Source organism: Bifidobacterium bohemicum DSM 22767, from assembly GCF_000741525.1.
In the GTDB taxonomy this organism is placed as follows: Bacteria; Actinomycetota; Actinomycetes; order Actinomycetales; family Bifidobacteriaceae; genus Bifidobacterium; species Bifidobacterium bohemicum.
Genome location: NZ_JGYP01000004.1, coordinates 181,998 through 206,410, shown reverse-complemented (window position 1 = coordinate 206,410; position 24,413 = coordinate 181,998). Strand labels below are relative to the sequence as shown.

The following is a 24,413-nucleotide window of genomic DNA, read 5'->3' as shown; positions in this document are numbered from 1 at the left end:
GAGGGGGCACTGCCGTTCATTCCCATGGATGGCTTCTGAGAAGTAAACGGATTTATAACGGGCCCGTGCTTGTAAATCCGTCTTTAATAAGGAGATAAGGGCAAAATGAGGAATACAACAGGAAAGAAGCTCCTCGCCTCGCTTGTTGCGGCTGTCGCCGCAATGGGCATGGCTGTCGGAGGGGCACGGACGGCCAATGCCGCCAATGGGACCGGTCGTTCGGATGTTTCGATCAGTGTTACCGGTGAGGCCACGAAGGGCCGTACATACAAGGCGCTCAAGCTTGCCGACTACGACAATGTTGATACCAGCCAGACCCCCACATCGTTGTCTGTCGACACCGTTGACAACAAAGATATCGAGGAGGCGGCATCGAAGGCATTGACGGACATCGGCAGGACCACGGCTGACGATCCGATGGCGTATGTCGCGGAGCATATGCTTGATTCGCAAACCGGGGAAGCCTATGCCGGAACCTTGCGTGATTTCGTCATGAAGCTTGCGCAGAACGAAAAGATCACCGGTGCCATCGGCGGCAGCTCGATTTCAGCTACCTCGGACGGCAACGTCGCCAAATTCACCGGGCTGGAGGATGGCATCTATTTGATCATGGATGTCGATGACCCTGCCGAAGGCACCCTGAACACGCTTCCGATTCTGGTCAGCACCAAGGTCGGCGGTTTGACGGATGCCCAGCAGCCCAAGGGTGCGACCGATACGGTTGCGGTCAAGGCGAACTACCCTGGCAAGCCGGCGAAGAGCACCAGCAAGCCCAGTTACAATGTCGGTGATCTGGTGGATTTCAAGATTGAGACGACCGTCCCTACTTATACGAACTACAAGGAAAGCACATATGTGCTGAAGGTTTCGGATGCCCTTTCCAAAGGTCTGAGCTACAGCGCCAGTCGCATGGATCCCGTCGTCAAGATTGATGGCACGCCGTTGACTTCCGGTACTGATTACTCGATCGACGCATCACCAACGGTGGACCCTAATCCAGGTCCGTTCTCGTTCACCTTCGATTTGAGTGCCTATATGAAGAATAAGATTCATGCCGGTGATTTCAGCCTCGCAGGCAAGAAGATCGTCATTACGTACAATGCGATCCTCAATGATGAGGCAATCAGTGTGCTGTATCCAGATGGCGCTGACGTTCCTGCCGGTACGGTGCACAATGACGCAAAGGTCACTTTCACGAATGATCCGAATGCTTCGTCAGACGGTAGGACATCCACGACTCCTGAAGGCAAAACGGACGTGTACACCTACAAGCTGCAGGTCAACAAAGTCGACAAGGTTACGGACAGGCCCTTGGAAGGCGCCCGGTTCACACTCGCCGCCAACGGCAAGACTCTGACCTTCGTTAAGCAGGCGGACGGCAGTTACCGTACCCCCCTGCCGGGCGAGACCGGAGGAAACGCCTACGTTGAGTCTCCCGGTGATGGTGCGATCAAGATTAACGGCCTGAGTGAGGGAACGTATACGATCACTGAGACTCAGGCCCCGACCAAGGATGTGGATCACAATGCCACTAGCAAGTATAAGCTGATTGCCGGTACCGATTTCGATGCCTCCATCACTGCGACCTACAAGGACGATAAGAGCCTGGATACGCTTGCGTATACCTTGTCCCGTAAGGATACGCCTGGTTTGGCGTCGTTGCAGGATGGATCAAAGGGCATATTCAAGGTGCAGAACATTCAATCGCTGACCCAGCTGCCGTTGACGGGTTCCTACGGCATCACCTTCCTGATTGCTGTCGGCCTGCTCATGGTCTTCGGCGGTGGCCTGCTTTACCTACATGCCCGCAAGAAGGATGAGGTCGTTGTCGACGGCAACAAGACCACTTTCTGATTGATCGTTAATGGGATTGCGGAAGAGCGTTCTTCAATGACAAGTGATTCTTCACAAATTCTGGTTTTCAAGGGCAGACACGAAGAACGCCCTTCAGCATCCGCTGTCGAACACGAAAGGGCGTGGAGCGACGTCTGGCTGAAATTCCTGTCGATCTTCATCCTCATGTTGGGGCTCGTCATCATCGCGTATCCCTTTGTCCGCCAGTATGTTTCCGGCCTTGAACAGAATCGTCTGGCACAGGCCTCTTCGCGCGCTGTTTCCAACTGGCCCTATCCTCAGGCTGAAGTGGCGTTGAAGAACGCAAGGGCATACAATGCCGCCCTCGTCCAATCGGGTCAGCCGGTGATGGGGGAGGCCGTGGACCCCTTCAGGGGCAAGCAGTCGTCCGCCCAGACGGAATCGGAAAAGGATACGCAATACCAGAGTCTGCTCAATCAGGGGGATGGGATTATGGGTTCTGTGTTCATCCCGAAGATTTCCGTCGATCTTCCCGTCTATCACGGAACCTCGCAGGAATCTCTGGCTTCGGGAGCGGGGCATCTATACGGCACCTCACTTCCTGTGGGGGGCAAATCCACCCATACCGTCATCACAGGCCACCGGGGTCTGGTCAACGCCCTGATGTTCACCAGGCTCGATGAACTGAAGACAGGCGATCCGTTTTATATCAAGTCCATGAATCGCACCATTGCTTACCGGGTTGACCGGATTAAGGTCATTGAACCCGACGATACGGGCAGTCTGAGGATTGAGCCCGGTGTGGATCGAGCCACTCTGATGACATGCACCCCTTATGGGGTCAACACGCATAGACTGCTCGTCTCGGGGGTACGGGCCGAGATGCCGGTTCCTGTGCCATATCCGAAGGATGCAAAAAAGGATTCCAGGTTCGTCGTCTTTGTGACGCTCGCCTTTATGGTGGTGTTTTCACTGGTGACGTTTTTCCTTCTGGACAATAAAAAGGCGATCATCGCACATCACATGCGGCCTGTCAGCAAGTGACGATGACTGCATTACAAACGTATACATCAAACTCAACGTGATTCATATGGAGGTGGCTAGATGCACGGGATTTATATCAAGCTCAGATTCGCGGTACCGGCAGCGGTCGTCCTGGCGGTTGTTGCGCTGGTGACCGGGCTTGTCTTGTCCGGAACCGTTTGGGCGAACGGTGCCGACGGGGCGGGCGACAATGATTTCAACATCAGGGTCGAGGCCGCCACCGGTCCTGATCCCGCTTCGAAACCTTCCGGATCGGGCACGGTCAATGATCCGGTGAAGGTCCGGCTGGTGGATCCGCTCTCGACGGAATCGCAACAATGGAACGTCATAGTGACGTCCACGAAGAATCAGGTGGGTAGAATCTCCATCAAATTCGTGGACACCAATCCGAACATGAAGATCAAGGGCAGGGATCTGCCCACCTCCGGCAACGTCGGCGGCACCTTGCCCAACAACCGGTATTATCCTGATCTTTTCACCCAAATGAGGTTTTCCGTCTTCAATGGTTCGACGAGGCTGTGGACCGGCGAGTTGGGGACGGACGGGAACATCGACTTGTCCGACGAAAGGGCCAATAACCCCGCGAAACCTGGATATCTTCAAGTGAAGTTACCGGTTTCGATGAGAAAAGGGGAGACCAGAACCTTAGTCATCAAGGAATACATCGATACGACGATTGCAAAGGACGACATGAATGTATACAACGGGACCACAACCGGCCTGATGCTGCTGGTGAAAGGGGAGACACGATGAACGGGCACTGGAGAAACGGTTCCATAAGGATTGTCGCAGCCGCAATCGTCACGGCACTCCTTTTTTCCTTCTGTGGTGTGGCGGATGCGGCGTACGTGAATGAACGTAGGGTCGTAATCTCCTCCCCTGAGGAGACGTTCACCGATGGTGCCGGCGTCAGGGGGACGTATGCCCTGGATACCCAGGTTGCGGTGGACAAAGGTGGTAACATCTGGGTTTGGGGCTACTACAACGTTTGCACTATCGGCAATGCAGGGCAGTCCGGTTCCAGTTCCTCGAATCCCGTCAACGGGGCTTCCTACACCCTCGATCAGCCAGGTGGGAGCATTACTCGTGATTGCGGAAACCATACGTTGAACAACAGGCCTGCAGTGATAAAGGGCGTGAACGGATTCACCAGTGTCGCGGGTTCCGCATACGCCCTGATGGCCGTGGACAAACAAGGCAACCTTTATGGTTGGGGCGACAACACACAGGGTGCCCGGTTTGCTGTTCCCAGCAGTGCGTCTTTGAAGGCCTCCGGAGGAGGTGCGACGCTGGTTTCCGGTGGCGTATTTGGCCTGTACAAGGACGGTACCGCCCTGCCTGAAGCCTTGCCCGATAAGGTCAATCAGATGAACCCGAACGAATCGGATGATACCTGGAAGCCCATTGACGGGCCGGACGCGCCGCTTCCTACGGGTAATGACCGTGTGCCATACGCACAGGGACTCAATAAAAGCAAGGTCGTCAGCGTTGCCTCCAACGAATATGCGTTTGCCTATCTTAAGGAGGACGGCACTGTCTGGACGGTGGGCCAGAACGGTTTCGGCCAGCGCGGTGTGGGCAAGCAGGGCAACGGCTTTGGCAGTTGGGGCCTGCTGAATGGCCGCTCGACCGGTTACCCGTTCGATGCCAGTGGTGGGGTGTCCACCCGTCCTACGCAGGTTCGTTTCCCGGACGGTGTGAAGATCAAGTATATTTCGAATTCGTACGAGGGGTACCATGCCGTTGATACCGACAATAACGTCTGGTATTGGGGACGCAATTACGACGGCAATTCAGGCTTGACTGACGATGAGCTTAAGGCGGTGTCGGGAAGAGACAGCGGCAGTTCCTGTTATCTGTTGAGTGCCTCCACTATGGACGCCTATTGCTATTCGCCGGTCAAGGTTCCGTCTCTGACCAATGTGGTCAGGACGAATGGGTTGAGGAAATTCGCCGAGGGCTACCAATTCGGTTGTCTGCTCGACGATCATGGAAAATTGTGGGTGTGGGGTGCTTCGACCAATAAGGTCGGCATGCCCGATTCGGATGCGAACTCCAATGCAGTATGGTCGGCCACTCCATCGGTTTTCTCCGCGACCACGAATACGGGTCGACGTTTCACGGCCGACCATATCGTGGATATCAATGCCGGTTTCCATGCCGGACAGATGGTGACTGACGACGGCTATGTCTATGGCTGGGGGGAGGCATATCTCGGTGGCGCACAATTTGCCGATTTGTCCCCGGACGCCAGCAGCTCTCCCTGGAACAGCTCCCATAGGGTCGGCGTGGTCTGGGATCCGACCCGGGATCCCCAGCACAGGAAGGCGACCAAGGTGGGTGGCAACAAGGATGCGGCGAACCTCAACCTGGAGGATGGGTCGATCTATTCGTGGGGCGAAAACGGTGGAGGCGCCGCGTTGGGCGGACGAGGTTACGGCCAGACGGTTTGTGCCGAGGGTCTGCCCGTATGCGTGTCGCCGAAAATCGGTATGACCGGTGGGCGCGTCCAAGGAGGGTTGTATGTCTGGCCGGCCACTTTCGTGCCGGACATCCAGAACGTCGGTCGGTACGAGACCCTTGTCAAGAACTCATATCCGTTCCAGGACACCGGGGTGCACAAGGGTCAGATCGTCGAATACACGTTGAAGTTGGCGAATGACCGTACCGGATACCAGAATCCTGCTGTGCGCGTGGAGGATACATGGGGAAGCGGCGCCAGTCTCGTCCCCGACTCGTTCAGGGCGAAATACACCATTTCCAACGGCCACGTCATCGATGCCGACACCGATCCCCGTTGGGACGTCACTTCGAAATTCACCCTTACCGACACTGGCTTCAACAGCAACGATCCTTCGATGGTGCTGTCGCCGCAATCGACGTTGATCATCACGTACAAGGTGAAGGTCACGGGCGATTCGGGAACGGTCGGCGGAAAGGCCCTGCTTACGCGAGTCTCCGATGGTGCCGAAATAGATTCTGACCAGACGTATAACCCGGTAGTGAAGTAGTATTTGAGGCTCGTGGACGGCATTTAAGCTGCCTGCGAGCCGCTTGGGTTTGGTGTTTTTATATAGCGCGTCCTTGGGAAAACAGGTGGATACGAAAAAGGCACCGTCAAATGACGGTACCTTGCTCGTGCCCCCGCGGGGATTCGAACCCCGGACACGCTGATTAAGAGTCAGCTGCTCTAACCAACTGAGCTACAGGGGCGTTGGCGTAACTTCAAGAGCCAAGTAAAAACTATACTGCTTTTTGTCTGATTGCGCAATTCGGTGTGTCGTCCTTTTGGTCATGTTTGGCGCATACTATTGAGAGGGTCAATGCAAAGGTCGAAATGAGGTTTGTGTGGCAGATGGCAAAAAGGGCTCAGAAGCTCGTCCATCGCGAAAAAAGGGCTTAAACGGCGTAAATGGTGGGGGCGGCAAACCGCAGGATTCTTCGTGTGATGACCCGGGCTTGTCGGAGCTTTCAGGCACATTCATCAAATCGATGCTGTCCGATACGACTCAGGCTACGTCTGCGGGCGACGGCAACAAGGAGAAACAGCATCACCACAGCGACGTGACTTTATCTGTCCGTGCTGTGCGCAGGCTCGTTGTGGGGCTGCTGGTCGCGGTTCTTGTCGTTGCGCTTGTATCGGGAATCTGGTTCGGCTTGCACAGCGGGAATTCCGTGTCCTCTGATTCCACTTCCGGCAAGACGGCTCAGACGGGCCAGCCCGGCCATTCCGGCCATTCTGGCCAAACCGGCAAGGCGAACAACAAAGACGTGACAAAGACTGCCCAAAAGCGTTCGTCTGCCGGGCAGCTCCAGGCTCAAGCCCGTGCGAAGGCCCTTACGCCAACGAAACTGCCGTCTTTGACCGATAAGGGTCGTGCCGATATTCTTTCCAAGGCCCAAGCCACTGCGGCAGCAAGCGGAAAACAGACCCGGCAGTATTCGTATTGTGTTTCGTCGCGTGGGACGGTCAAGGAAACGGATCTGAGCGTATTTGAAAATACGGTTTTCCGCACACTTAACGACCCGAGGGGCTGGCCGCGGGCCGGCGCGACGTTTGTGTACGGCGAGGATTCCGACAAGTGCGATTTCGTGATGTATCTGGCCCAGGCCTCGACCGTTCCCTCATTCTCCGCTGGCTGCTCGGAGAAGTACAGCTGCCGTGCCGGCAATAACGTGATTGTCAACGAGGACCGGTGGGACGAGGCTACCCAGCAGTTGCTTGATGCGGGCATCAATATCGATGCCTATCGTCAGATGGTCATCAACCACGAGGTCGGCCATCGTTTGGGTCACCTGGATAATGAGCCTTCGTGCACGGTTTCCGGAAGCCCGGCGCCGCTGATGCAGGAACAGTCCATGGATTTGCGAGGTTGCAAGCCTAATTCGTGGCCCCTCGATGAGGAACTATGGATCGACTGATGGCCGATTTTGAAGACGACGGAAGATTCGCGGCTTCTGGCGGCTCGACCCGGCATGATGAGAGAACCGGTACTGGTTGGGGTTTCGATTCCGGCGACTTTGGTCGGTTTGACGATCTGGAGCCTTCCCGTCAACGCCCCGGTGTCGGTGCGGCCGGTCGATCTGATCGCCGAGCCGATGTCGCCGCTCGCGAAGGTCGTGTCGGCTCCGTTGCAAGGGTCGGACGATTCGCGCCAACCCCTTCCGGTCGTATGCATATCGGCAACGTCTACGCGATGCTGGGGGCGTGGCTTTCGGCGCATGCCGGTGAAGCTGGTGGCTCGGGTGGAGCGGATGGTCCGGACGGCGTCGCTGATGGGGACGGTGCGCCAGACGCAAAGCGCGACTTCGACGTTCCGCTGCGTTCGTCCGTTCCTGGAAGCCCCGCGACCACGGGTGTTTCCCGGGATTTAGGCGGTCGCATGTTGCTGCGGATCGAGGATGTGGATCGGCCCCGGGCCGTGCCGGATGCCGATCGTTGGATTATGGATGATTTGGTGTGGCTTGGACTCGACTGGTTCGGTGAGCCGGTCTATCAATCGCAGCGCACGGAACTGTACGATGACGCGTTGCGTTCTTTGGAGAAGGTGACGGTCGGTGACGTTCTCGAGGCTTTCACAGGTCAGGAACGTTCGACTGGTGACGATACCGGTCGATTCCGAGACGATGGCTACGACATCCCGCTGGTCTACCCCTGTTTCTGCTCTCGGGCGGATGTGAGAGCGGCATCCGCCCCGCAGGAGGGTGATCGATTCCTCGTCTACCCCGGCACCTGCCGGACCTTGCTGGTCTCCAACCCCGCTGAAGTGCGGGCACGTGTGTCCGCTGGACGCCGTCACTCGTTGCGCGTGGCTGTGCCTCAAGCCTGTGCCGGCTCCGCTCATGCTCCCGACGATTCACGGTGTGCGCACGGGTTTGACCTTTCGTTTGATGATGTCGTGTTCGGCCCGCAACATTTCGATTTGGGCCGTGAGGTGGGAGACACCGTGATTCGTCGGTCGGATGGACTTTTCTCATACCAATTGGCTGTGGTCGTCGATGACTTGATGATGGGCGTCAACGACATTGTGCGCGGGCGCGACCTGTTGCGCTCGACTGCATTGCAGATCTGGTTGCGTAATGCACTGCTCGTCGCAGGTTTCGTCCCCGGTGACGCGGGCTCGTCGCAAGGAGTCGGGCTCGGCAATCGTGCGTCGTCGGGAAGCCGAAAGGTTCCCAACGTTGACGGCAATGACTTCGGAACCGATTGCGCGGTGATGGGCCCGGAGAGTCCGCGAACGGGCCCAAGGCGACAATATCGGGACTGCATTGCTGGCGAATCGACTCGCAACGCAGCGCCATTAAGCCAATCGCGGTTGGCTGCCGCGGCGAACCCGCGATATGCCCATCTTCCGCTGATCGACGACAGCTCCGGCATCCGCTTGGCGAAGCGTAAGCGCTCGCTTGATCTGGGCCGGTTGCGGGCTGATGGTGTGCAACCGGAGGAGGTCATAGGCTATTGTGCGTGGCTGCTGGGTTTGCGTGCGGAGCCGAAGCAGCGTGAACCGGTTCCGATGACCGCAAACGAGGCGTTGCAATGCTTCACGTGGGCCGCCGTTCGCACTGACGTTTCCGACCGACGACTGCCTGAACCGCGATGATGACAAGGCCTGATTTAGGATAGAGAACAGCGGCGAAAGCGGGGTAACATGACGGCATATATGGATCATAAGGACTTGGCCAACCAACTGATCGACGAGGCTCGCGCCCGGCAGATCACCGATGGCGTGCACCGAGTGCTCGACACGATAGCTCAAGCCGAGTCCGCGGCCGGCCGGCCCGCTGGATCGGTTCGGTTGCTTGCGGCGACCAAGACCCGGGACGTCGGGGAGATTATGGCGGCCATTGACGCCGGAGTGCGGATGATTGGCGAGAACCGTCCTCAGGAGATTACCGCAAAAGGCAAAGGGCTTGTTGAGCAGTGCGCCAAGCGTGGTTTCATGCTGGGGACTGCTGACAAAGAGGGGGAAACGGGTAATTTCGCCGGTGATGCGTCGGGGTCGGCGGTCGGGGTCGAAAACGGTCCCCGTATGCCGAATGACGGGTCGTCGTCTGTTGTCGGGGCGGCTCGGCATGGTTCGTTGTCGTCGGCTTCAGTCGAAGCGGGCACCATGAACGATGCCCGGAAGCAAGGTGACTCTGCGCCCATCGGCACCGGGACTCTGAACTCCGTCGATTCTCGCGTCGTTTCGACCGCCGGAATTTCGGGCCTGCCTAAAACGACCCGAACTCGTATTCCGTTCCATCTCATAGGCCAGTTGCAGGCCAACAAAATCGGCAAGGTGCTGCCGTACGTTGACGTCATCGAATCCGTCGATTCGCAGGAGTCCGCTGAGCGTATTTCCCGCCGTGCGGTTGCACGGGATATCATCGTGGGCGTGTTGCTTGAAGTCAACGAGTCCGGCGAAGCGTCCAAGTCGGGCTGTGCGCCGCAGGCTGCGGTCGACTTGGCGCAACGTGTTGCCTGCATGCCCGGCCTGCGGTTGGATGGTTTCATGACCGTTGGCGCCCACGTTGACGACGAGCGGACGATTCGCAAAGGTTTTGCGCATCTGCGCGGGGTTCGGGATGAGGTGCTCGCCTCCGGCTCCGAGGGCACTTCCCGGTGCCGCGAACTTTCGATGGGGATGACCCACGACATGGCCTTCGCCGTCGAGGAGGGTTCCACCATCGTGCGCGTGGGCACTGCCATCTTCGGCGAGCGCGCCTTCATCTGACGCGTCGGGTGCGCGAAACCATCTCGGCACGTGCCGGGTGGAGACTGACCGGCGCGGCTATAGTCGTTTTGCGTATTATATTGGGTTTGAGTCGACGGAAGGGTGATGGGATGCAGAATATGAAGCGGGATGCTCTGGAACCTGTCCGTATGCGGATTGTCGTTACTGGTCGGGTTCAAGGTGTCGGGTACCGTTATTTTGCGATGACCGAAGCCCGGCGCCGTGGTATTTCGGGCTGGGTGCGCAATTGCTTTGACGGGTCGGTTGAAATCGAGGCACAGGGGTCGAGCGGGGCCGTCTCGGATTTCGTGGCCGCCCTCAAGGCCGGTCCGCCCTATGCGGTGGTGACGGAAGTCGCTGTTGTGGAAATACCTGTGATCCTGAGCGAATCCGCCTCATTCCAAGTCCAAAGCGACAAGCGGTAAGGCGCTTGGTCGGTAAGTGCTGGATGCCGTGTCCACTTACGTCGATGTTGGGAATTTCTGCTGCTCCTATGCTCTGCTGGATTGGGCCCTGACGATGAACCATCGGTTGCCGCGGGCCTCGGTCGTGAAGTACCTGCTAATGAGTTTGACCGCCAAAACCCCTGTGAGTATGCCTCAATAATTGATGAGGACGTCATCTATATCGCAGATGCCCAGGCTGAAAAGGTACTGGCAACACTTCATGGCGGTCAGCGAGAGCAAGACAATAAGGCTTGGCATGAAGCCATGGCTCAGAAATCGATGGAGGGAAAGCCGATCGCGGTCCAGGGCTCATCTTCGAGATGAACATGGCTTATGGCAAGCAGATACGACCAGGCGATATGGTTATATACCCATATACTGGTTAGCGCGAAGAAAAGACCGATAACGGCTGCTGTCCCTATTCTGTTTTTATTGCCGTTCTTCTTGATTTTGTGATTTGGCATATATTGGGTCTTTCGTAGGTAACGAAGGCGTGGCGCTCGGGGGAACCGATTTTGCGCCACGCCCCAGAACCGCCGGGTTGATTACCGGGGGGGGGGTATTATTGGATATAGATAGCCGTCAAACGAATACTTCCCGCCTTCCGTGTCGAACGTTAGGTAGAAAGCGGTCCCCGGATCCATGCCGCTCAGATTCACTGTGGCAGACCTTCCTGCTCCAACCCTTGTCTGTGCGAAGGTGGTCCAGAATGTTTTCGCTTTTATGTTTATTGTCGAGTTTCCTGAATTGTTGACCACGATTTTATAGGCACTTTTCCCGCTGAATCTCCAATTTGTGTACAAGGTTTGGTCATAGGACAATCCTGAAAAGTCGTATCGGCCTGATTTATTAATTTCCCACATTTTGCCCGGGCGACGGCATCAATCGTCTTGGGCTCGGCGGCTTGCGCGGTTGTGGGGGGGGGGAGCTTAGTGCGAATGCACAAGCGCATGCTGCCACTGCGGCTGTTTTTTGTTATTGCTTTCATGACATTCTCCTTTGAATGGATGTACATCAATGTGATGCACATCTGGATTGTATGTCGTTTTGAATAAATATGCAATATCGGTTCGAGCGCAGTCATATTCGGCTATTTTCCCGGGTGACCGAATGGCGTACTCTTGGAGACATGAGAATCGCACGCTTTTCCTATAACGATGTTCCGCAATACGCTTTTGTTCAGAAAGACGAAGGCGACGGCAAGGACTACTTGGTGGCCCTTGACGGATACCCTTTCGGTTCGCGGCCGGTTTCGCCGTCCGGCGAACGATATCCGATCGACGGTGAGGGCATCCGTCTTCTGGCGCCGGTGCTTCCTTCCAAGGTGTTCGGTCTGGCCAAGAACTACGAGGCCCATGCGCAATACATGCATGCCAAGGGTCAGTCCGACGTGACGCACGCGCCTGCTAAAATGATGATTTTCACCAAGCCTTCGACCTCGGTGATTGGTCCGGACGATCCCATCGTCATGCCGTCGTTCTCCAACGATATGAACTTCGAGCCCGAGGTCGCCGTCGTGATCGGCCGTATCGCCAAGAACGTACCGGTGGAGCGCGCGATGGACTATGTGCTCGGATTCACCTGCGTCAACGACGTGACGTTGCGCGATCTGCAGGGCGACGATCCGATGTGGACGCGCGCCAAGGGCTTCGACACTTCCTGCCCGCTCGGCCCGTGGATCGAGACCGATTTGAACTGGAGGGACGCGAAGATCTCCTTCTCCAAGAATGGCGAGGATGTGCCGGAGGCCAGTGGCACCACGGCGGGGCTCATCCATTCGATTCCCGAGCAGATTGCGGAGATATCAACGTTCTCGACCCTCTTGCCGGGCGATGTAATCATGACCGGCACCCCCAACGCCTCCGGCTCGCTCGAGCCGCGCGACGAGGCCGTGGTCACCATTGAGGGCATCGGCTCGCTGCGCAACGTGGTGGTTCAGGGGTGAGGCTCGCGCCGACCGATGGTTTCCAAAAGATGCCGTATGTGCTTCCATGGTTTGTTTTGGAAACTGTTCGCTGATGCGGGACATCCACGTATCTTCCAAAACTTGAGTCTCATTCACTCAAGTTTTGGGAATAGATTTCCTTCGTGTGCTGTTGAACATTGCAGACATTGACGATGCCATGGCGAACGCCGTGGCGGGAGTATACGGAGGAAATATGGAACAACAGTTTACGACGATGGCTCAGGAGGCCATCGGCGACGCCATTCAGAGCGCTTCGGCCGCAGGCAATCCTCAGGTAGACACCCTGCATGTACTCGACGCCTTGCTGCGTCAGGACAATGGCGTGGTGCCGGGACTTATCGAGGCGGCCGGCGGTGATCGGCAGGCCATCGGGGCCGCGGTGCGCAACGCGCTGGTGGCGTTGCCGAGCGCGAGCGGATCGTCCACGTCGCAACCGCAGGCGAGCCGACAGCTCAGCATGGCGCTCGAACAGGCTGAGAAAGAGATGCGGCAGATGGGGGACGAGTATGTCTCCACCGAGCATCTGCTGATCGGCATCGCAGCGGCCGCCCCCAGCGAGGCCGCGACGATCCTGAAGAACAATGGCATCGGTGTAGAGGCTTTGCGCAAGGCCGTGCCGGGTGTACGTGGCGGCGCGAAGGTGACGAGCCCGGATGCCGAAGGAAGCTACAAGGCGCTGGAGAAGTACTCCACTGACCTGACCGCGCAGGCCAAGGAAGGTAAGCTCGACCCGGTCATCGGCCGCGACCAGGAGATTCGCCGCGTCATTCAGATCCTTTCGCGGCGAACCAAGAACAACCCGGTGCTGATCGGCGAGCCCGGAGTGGGCAAGACGGCCGTGGTCGAAGGACTGGCCCAGCGGATCGTCGCGGGCGACGTGCCCACCACCTTGCAGAACAAAAGGCTCATCAGCCTCGATCTGGGGTCGATGGTGGCCGGCTCGAAGTACCGCGGCGAGTTCGAGGAACGCCTCAAGGCGGTCCTGAACGAGATTAAGAGCGCAAACGGACAGATCATCACGTTCATCGACGAGATCCACACAATCGTCGGCGCAGGCGCGGCCGAAGGCTCCATGGACGCGGGCAATATGCTCAAACCCATGCTTGCGCGCGGCGAACTTCGTCTGATCGGCGCGACCACGCTGGACGAGTACCGTGAGAACATCGAAAAGGACCCGGCATTGGAACGCCGTTTCCAGCAGGTCTTCGTCGGCGAGCCGAGCGTCGAGGACACCGTCGCGATTCTGCGCGGACTCAAGCAACGTTACGAGGCGCACCACAAGGTGACGATCGGCGACGATGCGCTGGTGGCGGCGGCGACACTGTCGAACCGCTACATCTCCGGGCGCCAGCTGCCGGACAAGGCCATCGATTTGGTGGATGAGGCCGCGGCCCACCTGCGCATGGAACTCGACTCGCAACCCGAGGAGATTGACGAACTGCAGCGCCGTGAGACCCGCCTTGAGATGGAGGAGATGCAGCTCAGGAAAGCCGAGGATCCTGCGAGCAAGGAACGCCTCAGGAAGCTGCAAAGCGACATGGCGGACACACGCGAGAAGCTGTCTGGTCTCAAGGCGCGTTGGGATGCGGAGAAGGCAGGGCACAACAAGGTCGGTGACCTGCGTGCCAAGCTTGACGACCTGCGCGTGCAGGCCGACAAGTTCACCCGTGAGGGCAACCTTGAAGAGGCCAGCAAGATCCTCTACGGGGAGATTCCGGCGATCCAGAAGCAGCTTGCCGTGGCCGAGCAGGCCGCGGACGAGGGCAAGTCCCAAGGCTCCGAAGCCGAGCCGATGGTACCCGATCATGTTGATGCCGATTCGGTGGCCGGCATCGTCTCCGAATGGACCGGCATTCCGGTCGGCCGCCTGATGCAGGGCGAGAACGAGAAGCTGCTGCACATGGAGGACTTCCTCGGCAAACGCGTCATCGGTCAGAAAGAGGCCATCCAGGCCGTCTCCGATGCCGTCCGGCGCTCGCGTGCCGGCATCTCGGATCCGAACCGTCCCACCGGCTCGTTCCTGTTCCTCGGGCCCACGGGCGTGGGCAAGACCGAGCTCGCCAAGGCGCTGGCGGACTTCCTGTTCGACGACGAGAAGGCCATGGTGCGCATCGACATGAGCGAGTACATGGACAAGGGTTCCGTCACTCGCCTGATCGGGGCCGCCCCGGGTTACGTCGGTTACGAAGAGGGTGGTCAGCTCACCGAGGCCGTGCGTCGTCGCCCCTACTCCGTCGTACTGTTCGATGAGGTGGAGAAGGCGAACCCCGAGGTGTTCGACATCCTCCTGCAGGTGTTGGACGATGGCAGGCTTACCGATGGCCAAGGCCGCACGGTGGACTTCAAGAACACGATTCTGATCATGACATCGAACCTTGGCTCGCAGTTCCTCGTGCAACCGGATTTGGACGAGGAGGCCAAGCACGAGGCGGTGATGGATGCGGTGCATACGCACTTCAAGCCTGAGTTCGTAAACCGTCTGGACGAGCTGGTCATCTTCCATCCGCTCACGCGCGAAGAGCTGGGCGGGATCGTCGACATCCAGGTCGCACAGGTCGCTTCGAGGCTCACCGACCGCCGCATCAAGTTGGAGGTGACCAGGTCCGCCAAGGAATGGCTGGCCAACGCGGGCTACGACCCGGCTTATGGCGCTCGTCCGTTGCGTAGGCTCGTGCAGACCGAGGTGGGTGACCAGATGGCCAAGATGCTGCTTTCGGGCAAGGTTCACGACGGGGATACGGTATTGGTCGACCAGACCGGCGGGGAGCATCTCGAACTCAACGTGATGCCTGAGGATCCCTTGCAGGAGGATGAGCAGTGATAGCGTAATCCATTGACGTGCGGCAATCGCTCTGCGCCCATTTTCCGGGTGCGGGGCGATTGTTCGGCGCCTGTGATCGTAATCCGTAACCGGTGGGATCTGGGTATTCGGTTCCGACGAGCGACGGATTTGTGGAGTGCAGGCGACACGTGTTGTTGCGGGCGAGTCGACCGACAAAACCGCCGGTCCGTTCTTCAGTGAATCCGCTTGCATGATTCCCTCTGCCTTGCGATGCACATAGCGTGTCGAAAGATGCGTACAAGATTTTTCGACCACGCCCAATGACATCTGATACGACAATGGCGTGCTCGGCGAGTCGCGCAGAGTTCGTCCACCCCTCCGGTTTTAATCGAACGCATGTTCGAAAATCCTGTAGTGATCATTGTGTTGATCCTTATCGCGGCCGGACTGGGGCTGCTCGCCGGTTATGCCTTCGGTCAGAACCGCGCCCGTCAACACGCCGATGTCGATGGGCACGGCGGTGTCGATGCCGCGCAGGCCGAGAATGAAGCGTTGCGCAATCAGCTTTCCGGGCTGAATGCTCAAGCGGCAGAGTATCGTGCCCAATGTCAGGGGCTTGACCAGCAGCTCGTGTTTGTGAAGTCACAGCTCGCTCAGGCTCAGCAGGCGGAACAGGATCGTGTGGCACGGCAGCGTGAGCAGGAGCGGCAGGAAGCTGAACGTAAGCAGGCTGAACAGGCACGCGCACTCTCTGAGCAAAGCAAGGTGATGGCCGCTCTGGCCCCCGTTCAAAAGAACCTTGATGCGTTGCAGCAGAAGGTTTCTCAGATAGAAGAGGGTCGTAAGCACGAGATGGGTGCTCTGGGCGAGCAGTTGAAGGGGCTGAACGACCAGCAGGCGCGACTCGACAGGGAGACCAGCTCGCTTTCGGCCGCGTTGCGTAATAATAAAGTGCGTGGCGCTTGGGGCGAGGCCCAGCTGAAGAATATCGTTGAATCCGCGGGTCTGTTGGAGCATGTGGATTTCGATACGCAGGTGGTTGTGACCGACCGCGAGGGCAATATTCAGCGACCGGATATGGTGGTGCATCTGCCTGGGAACAAGTCGATTCCGATCGACGCGAAGGTGCCGTACTCGGATTATCAACGAGCTTGCGAAATTCCCGATACCGCTTCGCCTGAGGAACTTGCACGTCGTGATGAACTGTTGCAGGCGCACGCCAAAGCTCTACGCGACCATGTGAAGACATTAGGAGACAAAGCCTATTGGGAGGCGTTCGATACGGCTCCTGACTTTGTGATTGGGTTTATTCCTAACGATGCGCTTCTGGAATCCGCTCTGCAGGTTGATCCCACGCTGATGGATGACGCTTTCGCCCGCAAAGTGGCGCTCACATCGCCGGTTACGTTATGGGCCGTGTTGAAATCCGTGGCGTTCGCCTGGCAACAACAGAGTCTGACCGATGACGCCAAACTGCTGTTCGATTTGTCTCGTGAACTCTACGAACGCTTCGCCGTTCTAGGAGATAAAGCCAACAAGCTCGGCGGCGCCTTGACCCGCACGATTTCGGCCTACAATCAGTTTGCTTCATCGCTGGAGTCACGAGTGTTGGTGACTGCTCGTAAAATGCAGAAGATTGATGGCAATAAGGTTATTCAACCGGTCGAGATTATCGATTCCAATGAAAAAACCAACATCCGCGAGCTAACCGCTCCGGAGTTGCAGGTCGAGGAGGAGAATTAGGCATGGACGCTGAAAGCAGGCAGGAACTCAAGACGCTGGTAAGCGACTTGGTGAGCGGTAAGCCGTTCAACGAGTTGTATGGAGTCACGTTCGATCACCGTGGCTCAGCGTTGGTGGGTGATGCGTTGCTTGATGCGTTAACCGAGCATGGCTATTCGCTCGAGGCTTTCGATGCGGTTGGAGCATTGACTGCCGCCTCAGTGCCGCTAGTCAGTGCCGTGATGGAGGCCGCGGCGCGACGTGGAACCGAACTTGATGGTTTCGTCATGGACTTTGTGTACCCGTCGATTAAGGGTCCATCCATTCAACGGAAACGGGTGGTGTTGATAGATGCGTGGCTTTCGGAGAAGTCGTATGTGCAGACCTCTTCCTTGGTCACGTTACGCAACGGCAATGAGCTCAGTCTTGATTTCAGTGTTGTGGAACATGAGGGAGCCGAGGTTGTGGCTATCACCTCCCTGGTAGGCGGCTTGGGTAAAAGCTTCGATCCTAGTTCGACAACGGGTACAGCTGTCGATGCTTCTGCTGATTCAACTGCCGGCCTTGCTGTTGGCGCCGCGGATGACGGCATGAAACTCGGATCTTCGCCAGTCGCCGCTAAGGATACACGCCGCATTTCAGTCATCAATCCGGTAGATGACAGTCGGGCGGAGGTGCCCTTTGTCTCCGTGTTCGATGAAGACGAGTTCGACACGGTCGTGAGTGGTGAGGCAGATGGCCGGAGTTTGAAGACGGATGCAGGGAGCGCCGACTGATGCGCGAGCCGAACCCCATTACCGCTGCGGCACAGGCCTCGGGCGAACCTGAGTTTCGTCAGATAGGTGTCGGCCCGTGGGTCCAGACCCATCCCGGCCAGCCGCGCCCAGATGACCGGCAATCGCCATATTTCGACGAACGTTTCGACCCGGAGCTGCTCGATAACGGCGACCGTCGCAATGTGCTCGATAAATACCGGTACTGGTCGGTGCCGGCCATCAAAGCCGATCTCGATCAGCAGGGGCGCCACGGCTTCGAGGTGGCAGTCGAGAATTGGACACACGACTTCAACATCGGTTCGATGGTCCGTACGGCCAATGCCTTCGCGGCCAAGAGCGTCCATATCGTTGGTCCGCACAAGTGGAATCGTAAGGGTGCGTTGATGACCGAGCTTTATCAGCACATCGACCATCATCCTTCAATCGAGCAATTGGTCACTTCTTGGCGGGAAGGCATCGCGGCTGAGCTGGTCGAGGCTGAACAGCAGCTTGCGGCAAATAAGGCCGATATGCCAGCGTCAGAGCAGGGTGAATCCGCGCTTCGGATACGCGAGCTCACGTCCGATATTGCCGATTTGAAAGCTGCACGTATCATTGCGCTGGACATCATTCCGGGCGCGGTGCCTATCGAGACCTATCGTTTCCCCAAGCGCTGCCTGATGCTGTTTGGTGCGGAAGGCCCCGGTTTGTCGCAAAAGGCTCTCGAGTTGGCTGATGATGTGGTGTATATTTCCCAGTTCGGCTCGGTGCGATCGATTAACGCTGGCGCCGCCGCCGCCGTGGCGATGCACTGTTGGATTAGCCAGCGTGGTGTATAACTCGAGTTACCGGCTGTCGATATGTAATAGTTGTGGTGGCCGTATTTAAGTTTACGTTCTATGCATACCACGATTGACGTTCATACGTCATGAGAGAGCCACCCAGCGGCAATGGGAATCTTGAACGGATTTAAGTGGCTTAAGACTGAGTAAGCGGCTAGAATGGCTACTGCCATGGGCACGGGTGCTAGCACAGAAGACGCAATCGTCAGACGCCACCGTCATGAGAGTTTGGCCGGTAAACGGTAGCGCCGATGTCACGGCCTTGTTTACCGCAGCTTCCAAGTTGCACCGGTGGGCGTATCGGTGATTTCAACACCCATGTTAGCTAGGCTGTCCCGAATCTTGTCGGCGACTTCGAAATTGCGTGCTTTGCGAGCCGCTTCACGGGCGTTGAGCTGGTGACGGATGATCGTGTCGAGAAGTTCGTGCTCGGAGGCTGCATTCGAACCGGATCCGCCGACGCTGCCGGTTGTGGAGCCGCTGAATCCACCGTCTCCGGCACCCGCCACCCAAGGTTCCGCCAGCGGGTCGAGGCCTAGAGTGTCGAGCATGGCGCGCACCGTAAGCAGCACGCGGCGCAGTTCCAACCGGGAGCCCAGATCGTCAACAAAACTTGAGGGAAGGTCGGTGTGCTTCAGAGCGAATCGCGCCTTGGCGTCTGCCCAAATGATGTCCTGTGACAGGTCGGGGTAGCGTTCGGCGATTGTTTCGATGGTGGAGCGGAACTCGTTCGCCAGTGCCGCGACGGCAGCGGGGTCAACCTGCGCAATAGGCGATTGATGTTGGGCGATTGCCTGAATCATGGAGTTGCCGTGACGAATGCTCGTAAAGATCGCGGCAATAGCTCCGGAAATGTTGAAATCGTCGTTCATTGCCGCCACGAAATCGCCGGGAAGCTGGTCTGCCGAAAGCGACGTGACTTCAGAGCGACTTGGCTGTCCACCGCTTGCGGAGTTCCTGCCAGATCCTTTGGTTTCGGGGGCAGCGGTATTTGCACCATCGGCCGTGTTCATGCCAGCGTTCAAGGTTTCACCGGCACGTTCAATGAAACCTGTGATGCGTTCGTATGCAGCCCGGGCCTCCGCCAGGCTCTGGTCGCTCCATTCAAGCATCGACCGATACTGCACCGCGCCTAGGGCATAACGCACGACCCAGGCCGGATTGTGCGCGAGCACGCTCGGCACTGAAAGCCCGTTGCCAAGGGATTTCGACATTTTTTCGCCTTTGGCCGTCACCCATGCCGAATGCATCCACACCCGCGCGGACTGGTAGCCGGCAGCGCGCGTCTGGGCCATCTCGTTCTCATGGTGGGGGAAACGCAAGTCCAGCCCACCGCCGTGAATGTCGAACATGCCGTCGAGGTAGCGGTGACTCATGGCCGAGCATTCGATGTGCCAGCCGGGTCGGCCCGTCCCGTATGGGGTCTGCCAGCGCGCGGTCGCCGGATCGGAGGGTTTCGAAGCCTTCCACAGCGCGAAATCGCGTGGATCGTGCTTGGCTGGGTCGTAGTCGGCCGGATCCACGGGATTGTATTTGTCGTCGCCGGTCGCGTCGACGCTCGGTCCCATGCGATCGGTGATCTGGCTGGCGGCATCGGAGGCGGCATCCGTTGTGCTCTGCTTCTGATGGGTCAGCTCACCATAATGTGGCCAACTTGCCACATCGAAGAACACATTGCCGGTGGGATTGCCTTTTTCGTCGCGGATGACGTAGGCGTGGCCGTTGTCGATAATGCGCCCGATCAGTTCCACCATCTCGTCGATATGACCGGTGGCGCGCGGCTCATACGTCGGTGCCTCAACGCCGAGCGTGTCATAGGCCTTGGCGAACTCCCGCTCGTAATGATAGGCCCGTGCCCACCATTGCTGCCCGGCCGCCGTGGCCTTGTCGAGAATTTTGTCGTCGATGTCCGTGACGTTGCGGATGAAAGTGACCTTATAGCCCAAACGTTCGAACCAACGGCGCACGATGTCGAAGGCGACGGCTGCGCGAATATGCCCGATGTGGGGGGAGGACTGGACCGTCGCCCCACAAACGTAGATGCCTACCTGACCCGGTTTGATGGGTTCGAATGGCGCGACCGAATGCGTCGCCGTGTTGTAAATGCACAGTCGGCTTGCCGCATCGGCGAGTTGTCCGCCAGCACGCTCTGCCTCGCCTTGCGTTGTCTGCGAGGCGGCCACAGAGCTGGAAGTATTGAAATTCTGCGGTTTTTCGGCATTTTCCATAGTTCAAGACTATGTGCTTTGGACGACAAACGTGGTTGCCCGAAAGTCGGGCTACTATGATGCAGTGATGCAATCACGTTTGCGCCATGATGCGGCCGCTGGTTTTAGAAATCCGTGGTGTTCGACGGTGGTTGCGGAGCCTTCCGAAATTGGCTCGAGATCGCGCCAATGGGGAAACCGTGGTCGAAAAACTTGACGGCCGGCGGTCTGCAGAGGTTCGGTCGAGTAACAACGACAGGAATGCTTCAGCAAAGCGCGGATATCAGTATTTTTGTATTTCAGTATTTCGGTGTTCCTGGTTTTCGCTGGTGTTGCCGGGATGTTCAGTGTTTTTCGTGTTATGCGATGAATGCCTTCGGTCTAAAAAGTTCCGTTATGAACGGGCGTTTGGCCTTGGTTCCGAAAGTATTCGGCGAGAAAACTCCCGCATCCGGTTTGCCTGCACGGTATTCACTCTTGGAATAATGAACCACGGCCATATGAGGCGTTTGCATGCAAAACGGCAGCCTTCTGTAATCGTTCGTCGTGCGAGGTGGAACGCTCGTGTCACATGGAACGCTCGTGTCGCAATGGAGCCATGACTGTGTCAAAAGTGCTGATTGTCCAACATGTGCCGTGGGAGCGGCCGGGTCGTGTGCTCAACAATCTTGACGATGTGGACGTGCCGACTCAGATAGTGAGCGTCTGCCGACAGGAGCGACCCCAGTTGCCGTCTGACGACGAACTTGCCGGTCTGGTGGTCATGGGTGGGCCGATGGGCGCACGGGATTTCAAAAAGTACCCGGGTCTGAAAGCCGAGGCCAAGCTGGTCAAACGCATGGTGAAGGCGGATAAACCGGTGCTCGGCATTTGCCTGGGTCATCAGATCATCGCCACGGCGCTGGGCGCCAAGCTCACCCCCGGAACCGCCTCCGAGATTGGCTTTGCTCCGGTCGATCGCGTTTCAAAGCACGATTATTTCTCAATGTGGAGTCCCAAAATCGAAGTGCTTCACTGGCACAATGACGTGGTGTCGCTACCGGAGGGCGCCCAACTGTTGGCATCATCGAAGCACACCCAAAATCAGGCGTTCTGTTATGGCTCGGCATTGGGATTGCAGTTTCATCTGGAAGTGACTCCCACCGTTCTGGAGGGGTGGCTCGCCGAACCTGCGATGGTTGCGGGCATGAAGAAAAGCGGCATAGCCCGTATCCGTGCCGACTTCGAGCAATATGATGCACAACTGAAACCATTGGCCGATCAGGTCTTTTCCGCTTTCGCCGCTCGGTGCGTTGCCGCGTCTCGCGCGATGCGGGAGGCTTGACGGCCTGCGTCGGGCTCGGCACGGCTGGACATGGCATTTTCGCTATGGCCATATCCGCGGTCAACGATGCCCACGGCGGGCGGTAAAGTCGAAACTATTATGCCGATTTATGATTTGGGACTTGACCACGTTTCGCTCGACTTTGCGACGAAAACTATCTTCACCGATGTGACGCAAGGCGTGTTCGAAGGCGACCGCATCGGCATCGTCGGCAAGAACGGCGATGGCAAATCCACTCTGCTGCGCCTGCTTTCGGGTGCGCAGACCCCCGATTCCGGGCGGGTCACGAAGCGTAACGGTCTTACGTTCGGCGTGCTCGACCAGCGTGGTCCACTTGACGACAGCGCTACGGTGCGCCAGGCCGCGCTTGAGGGGCGTGAAGACTACGAATGGGCTTCCGATAGCAAATCACGTGAGGTCGTCGAGGCGCTGTTGGGTGGGCTGAGTCTTGAAGCGCGTGTCGGCTCGCTTTCCGGCGGTCAGCGCCGCCGCGTGGACTTGACCCGTTTATTGCTCAAGAATTGGGACATTCTCGCACTTGACGAGCCCACGAATCATTTGGACATCGTGACAATTCAGTGGCTTGCCGAACATCTGAAGAACCGTTGGGCCAAAGGGCAGGGCGCGCTGCTGCTGGTGACGCACGACCGTTGGTTCCTTGATGAGGTGTGCGACTCCATGTGGGAGGTGCATGACGGAGTGATCGACCCGTTTGAGGGCGGTTACAGCGCTTACATGTTGCAGCGCGTGGAACGCGACCGGCAGGCGGACGTGCGTGAGGAACGTCGGCGCAACCTGGCTCGCAAGGAGTTGGCGTGGTTGACCCGTGGTGCACGGGCTCGTGCCACCAAGCAGAAGTTCCACGTGAAACAGGCCAACGAGTTGATCGCCGACGTGCCGCCGATGCGCAACACCCTGCAGCTCAAGCAGATGGCCACTTCCCGTCTGGGCAAACAAGTGGTCGATTTGACGGATGTAACCCAGATTTTCGGGCATCCGCAAGGATTTGAGAGCGATGCAACCGAGTTGAACGATGCGGTCGATAACCCTGGAATATCCGGTTCGGCTTCCCGCGTGGATGTCGTGCCGGCGCTCTACGAGGAGCCGAAGGTCATGGGCTCCGTCGAACTCGCCGTCGATGACACGTCGCGAGACGATGAAGGTGTCCAGACGGCGGCGGCGCAGAAGGTGCACCTTGCCGGGCGCAAGATTCTGGACGATGTGACTTGGCTGATCGGCCCGGGCGACCGTTTCGGCATCGTCGGGGCGAACGGGGCCGGCAAATCGACGCTGCTCAAAATCATTGACGGCACGATCACTCCCACCAAAGGGCGTGTGAAAATCGGCAAAACCGTCAAATTCGCGGTGCTTTCCCAGCGTTTGGACGAATTGGAGGAATTAGGCAAATACAAGATCAAGGAAGTGCTTTCTCGCTACAAACCCACCTACGAGGTGGACGGCAAGGAGGTCTCGACCGGCCAGTTGATGGAGCGGCTCGGCTTTTCCGCAGCGCAGCTGATGACACCGATCGCCGACCTTTCCGGTGGTCAGAAGCGGCGAATGCAACTATTGCTGATCTTGCTTGACGAACCGAACGTGCTCATCCTTGACGAGCCGGGTAACGACCTTGACACCGATATGCTTGCGGTGATGGAGGATCTGCTGGATTCTTGGCCGGGCACGTTGATCGTCGTCTCACACGACCGTTACCTGCTCGAGCGCGTCACCGATGAACAGTTCGCGCTGATCGGTGGCAAAGTACGGCATCTGCCCGGAGGCGTCGACGACTATCTCAATATGGTCCAGCGCATTGAACGAGGCGAGGCGATCGATGGTCTCAATGCATCCGCGGATGGAGCCAACGCCTCCGTCAATGGTTCTGCGACTGCTGTGGCCGGTTCGGGGTCGGATTCTGACGGTGCCGCTTCATCTGGAGCCTCGGATTCCAAACTTACGGGCAAGGCGTTCCACGATGCGACCCGACGTATCTCGGCCATCGAGCGTAAACTCGCCAAACTCGACGATGCCAAGGTCGATCTCGAGGCTCAGATGGCCGCCCACGACCCCTCGGATTACGTGGGCCTGAATGAACTCAACGACCGATTCACCGCCAACGGCGATGAGCGCGACGCCTTGGAGGCCGAGTGGCTGGAGTTGTCCGAGCAGATCGAGTAGGTTGATCTGGTCCGGCTGGATTGAACAGATCGAGCAGATTGACTCAAGAGCGGCCTTGCCCCTGTACGGATGCGGGTCTGCATAGGGTCGAATAAGGAGAGGTGCTATACAGGTTGCT

16 protein-coding genes, 1 tRNA gene and 2 pseudogenes are annotated in these 24,413 nt (G+C 57.9%); 16 read left to right on the top strand and 3 right to left on the bottom strand.

The features are described from left to right. The first annotated feature begins 105 nt into the window (after window positions 1-105). The 4 genes from BBOH_RS06625 to BBOH_RS06610 are packed head-to-tail and all read left to right on the top strand — an operon-like array spanning window position 106 to window position 5,870. Window positions 106-1,854, top strand: coding sequence for an isopeptide-forming domain-containing fimbrial protein (locus BBOH_RS06625; protein ID WP_033521603.1), 1,749 nt, complete (start codon window positions 106-108; stop codon window positions 1,852-1,854). 36 nt (window positions 1,855-1,890) lie between these two features. Then, the gene (locus BBOH_RS06620) at window positions 1,891-2,859 is read left to right on the top strand and encodes a class C sortase (RefSeq protein WP_052118195.1); all 969 of its coding nucleotides are present in this window, start codon (window positions 1,891-1,893) and stop codon (window positions 2,857-2,859) included. A gap of 60 nt (window positions 2,860-2,919) precedes the next feature. After that, window positions 2,920-3,612, top strand: a complete 693-nt coding sequence (locus tag BBOH_RS06615) for a hypothetical protein (protein ID WP_033521604.1) — start codon at window positions 2,920-2,922, stop codon at window positions 3,610-3,612. Beyond that, on the top strand, window positions 3,609-5,870 hold the full coding sequence (locus BBOH_RS06610) for an RCC1 domain-containing protein (protein WP_033521605.1): 2,262 nt from the start codon (window positions 3,609-3,611) through the stop codon (window positions 5,868-5,870). Before BBOH_RS06615 ends, BBOH_RS06610 begins: the two co-directional genes overlap by 4 nt. Before the next feature lie 128 nt (window positions 5,871-5,998). Here the strand turns inward: BBOH_RS06610 and BBOH_RS06605 are convergent. Further along, a tRNA-Lys gene (locus BBOH_RS06605) sits at window positions 5,999-6,072 on the bottom strand. Window positions 6,073-6,207: 135 nt separating this feature from the next. Between BBOH_RS06605 and BBOH_RS06600 the strand changes: the two genes are divergently transcribed. The 4 genes from BBOH_RS06600 to BBOH_RS06585 all read left to right on the top strand — a co-directional run bounded on the left by BBOH_RS06600 (window position 6,208) and on the right by BBOH_RS06585 (window position 10,501). Then, window positions 6,208-7,281, top strand: a complete 1,074-nt coding sequence (locus tag BBOH_RS06600) for a DUF3152 domain-containing protein (RefSeq protein WP_052118196.1) — start codon at window positions 6,208-6,210, stop codon at window positions 7,279-7,281. 461 nt (window positions 7,282-7,742) lie between these two features. After that, the gene (locus tag BBOH_RS09455; RefSeq protein WP_420305195.1) at window positions 7,743-8,960 is read left to right on the top strand and encodes a glutamate--tRNA ligase family protein; all 1,218 of its coding nucleotides are present in this window, start codon (window positions 7,743-7,745) and stop codon (window positions 8,958-8,960) included. A 48-nt stretch (window positions 8,961-9,008) separates the two neighbouring features. After that, on the top strand, window positions 9,009-10,076 hold the full coding sequence (locus BBOH_RS09290; protein ID WP_033521606.1) for a YggS family pyridoxal phosphate-dependent enzyme: 1,068 nt from the start codon (window positions 9,009-9,011) through the stop codon (window positions 10,074-10,076). A 110-nt stretch (window positions 10,077-10,186) separates the two neighbouring features. Then, window positions 10,187-10,501: an acylphosphatase gene (locus BBOH_RS06585; protein WP_044098251.1), complete on the top strand. Its 315-nt coding sequence runs from the start codon at window positions 10,187-10,189 to the stop codon at window positions 10,499-10,501. 290 nt (window positions 10,502-10,791) lie between these two features. On the opposite strand, the gene BBOH_RS08985 is transcribed toward BBOH_RS06585, so the two are convergent. After that, window positions 10,792-10,986, bottom strand: coding sequence for a hypothetical protein (locus BBOH_RS08985; protein ID WP_033521607.1), 195 nt, complete (start codon window positions 10,984-10,986; stop codon window positions 10,792-10,794). 665 nt (window positions 10,987-11,651) lie between these two features. Between BBOH_RS08985 and BBOH_RS06575 the strand changes: the two genes are divergently transcribed. The 6 genes and pseudogenes from BBOH_RS06575 (at window position 11,652) to BBOH_RS09600 (ending at window position 18,586) form a co-directional block, all read left to right on the top strand. Further along, a complete protein-coding gene (locus tag BBOH_RS06575; RefSeq protein WP_033521672.1) occupies window positions 11,652-12,467 on the top strand; it encodes a fumarylacetoacetate hydrolase family protein in 816 nt (271 codons plus the stop codon). Between the two features lie 214 nt (window positions 12,468-12,681). Continuing rightward, the gene (clpB, locus tag BBOH_RS06570; protein WP_033521674.1) at window positions 12,682-15,309 is read left to right on the top strand and encodes an ATP-dependent chaperone ClpB; all 2,628 of its coding nucleotides are present in this window, start codon (window positions 12,682-12,684) and stop codon (window positions 15,307-15,309) included. Between the two features lie 357 nt (window positions 15,310-15,666). Continuing rightward, on the top strand, window positions 15,667-17,013 hold the full coding sequence (locus BBOH_RS06565; protein WP_033521609.1) for a DNA recombination protein RmuC: 1,347 nt from the start codon (window positions 15,667-15,669) through the stop codon (window positions 17,011-17,013). A gap of 2 nt (window positions 17,014-17,015) precedes the next feature. Next, window positions 17,016-17,492, top strand: a pseudogene (locus tag BBOH_RS06560) (type I phosphoribosyltransferase); the annotation flags it as partial. Window positions 17,493-17,767: 275 nt separating this feature from the next. Beyond that, window positions 17,768-18,260: pseudogene (locus tag BBOH_RS09605) on the top strand (RNA methyltransferase); the annotation flags it as partial. Window positions 18,261-18,277: 17 nt separating this feature from the next. After that, entirely contained in the window at window positions 18,278-18,586 is a 309-nt protein-coding gene (locus BBOH_RS09600) for a TrmH family RNA methyltransferase (protein ID WP_474840599.1), read from the top strand. A 269-nt stretch (window positions 18,587-18,855) separates the two neighbouring features. Here BBOH_RS09600 and cysS read toward each other — a convergent pair whose 3' ends face one another. After that, window positions 18,856-20,817 carry a cysteine--tRNA ligase gene (cysS, locus tag BBOH_RS06550; protein ID WP_033521612.1) on the bottom strand — a complete coding sequence of 654 codons (1,962 nt, stop codon included), beginning with the start codon at window positions 20,815-20,817 and terminating at the stop codon, window positions 18,856-18,858. A 577-nt stretch (window positions 20,818-21,394) separates the two neighbouring features. Here cysS and BBOH_RS06545 point away from each other — a divergent pair. Next, window positions 21,395-22,120, top strand: a complete 726-nt coding sequence (locus BBOH_RS06545) for a type 1 glutamine amidotransferase (protein WP_033521614.1) — start codon at window positions 21,395-21,397, stop codon at window positions 22,118-22,120. Window positions 22,121-22,219: 99 nt separating this feature from the next. Further along, on the top strand, window positions 22,220-24,295 hold the full coding sequence (locus BBOH_RS06540) for an ABC-F family ATP-binding cassette domain-containing protein (protein ID WP_033521616.1): 2,076 nt from the start codon (window positions 22,220-22,222) through the stop codon (window positions 24,293-24,295). The last annotated feature ends 118 nt before the right edge of the window (window positions 24,296-24,413 follow it).

Coding starts and splice junctions, on each gene's coding strand:
- cysS (WP_033521612.1), bottom strand. CDS start 20,817: ATGGAAAATGCCGAAAAACCGCAGAATTTCAATACTTCCAGCTCTGTG.
- BBOH_RS09455 (WP_420305195.1), top strand. CDS start 7,743: ATGTTGCTGCGGATCGAGGATGTGGATCGGCCCCGGGCCGTGCCGGAT.
- BBOH_RS06585 (WP_044098251.1), top strand. CDS start 10,187: ATGCAGAATATGAAGCGGGATGCTCTGGAACCTGTCCGTATGCGGATT.
- BBOH_RS06575 (WP_033521672.1), top strand. CDS start 11,652: ATGAGAATCGCACGCTTTTCCTATAACGATGTTCCGCAATACGCTTTT.
- BBOH_RS06610 (WP_033521605.1), top strand. CDS start 3,609: ATGAACGGGCACTGGAGAAACGGTTCCATAAGGATTGTCGCAGCCGCA.
- BBOH_RS09290 (WP_033521606.1), top strand. CDS start 9,009: ATGACGGCATATATGGATCATAAGGACTTGGCCAACCAACTGATCGAC.
- BBOH_RS08985 (WP_033521607.1), bottom strand. CDS start 10,986: ATGCCAAATCACAAAATCAAGAAGAACGGCAATAAAAACAGAATAGGG.
- BBOH_RS09600 (WP_474840599.1), top strand. CDS start 18,278: ATGCCAGCGTCAGAGCAGGGTGAATCCGCGCTTCGGATACGCGAGCTC.
- BBOH_RS06615 (WP_033521604.1), top strand. CDS start 2,920: ATGCACGGGATTTATATCAAGCTCAGATTCGCGGTACCGGCAGCGGTC.
- BBOH_RS06565 (WP_033521609.1), top strand. CDS start 15,667: ATGTTCGAAAATCCTGTAGTGATCATTGTGTTGATCCTTATCGCGGCC.
- BBOH_RS06540 (WP_033521616.1), top strand. CDS start 22,220: ATGCCGATTTATGATTTGGGACTTGACCACGTTTCGCTCGACTTTGCG.
- BBOH_RS06620 (WP_052118195.1), top strand. CDS start 1,891: ATGACAAGTGATTCTTCACAAATTCTGGTTTTCAAGGGCAGACACGAA.
- BBOH_RS06545 (WP_033521614.1), top strand. CDS start 21,395: ATGACTGTGTCAAAAGTGCTGATTGTCCAACATGTGCCGTGGGAGCGG.
- clpB (WP_033521674.1), top strand. CDS start 12,682: ATGGAACAACAGTTTACGACGATGGCTCAGGAGGCCATCGGCGACGCC.
- BBOH_RS06625 (WP_033521603.1), top strand. CDS start 106: ATGAGGAATACAACAGGAAAGAAGCTCCTCGCCTCGCTTGTTGCGGCT.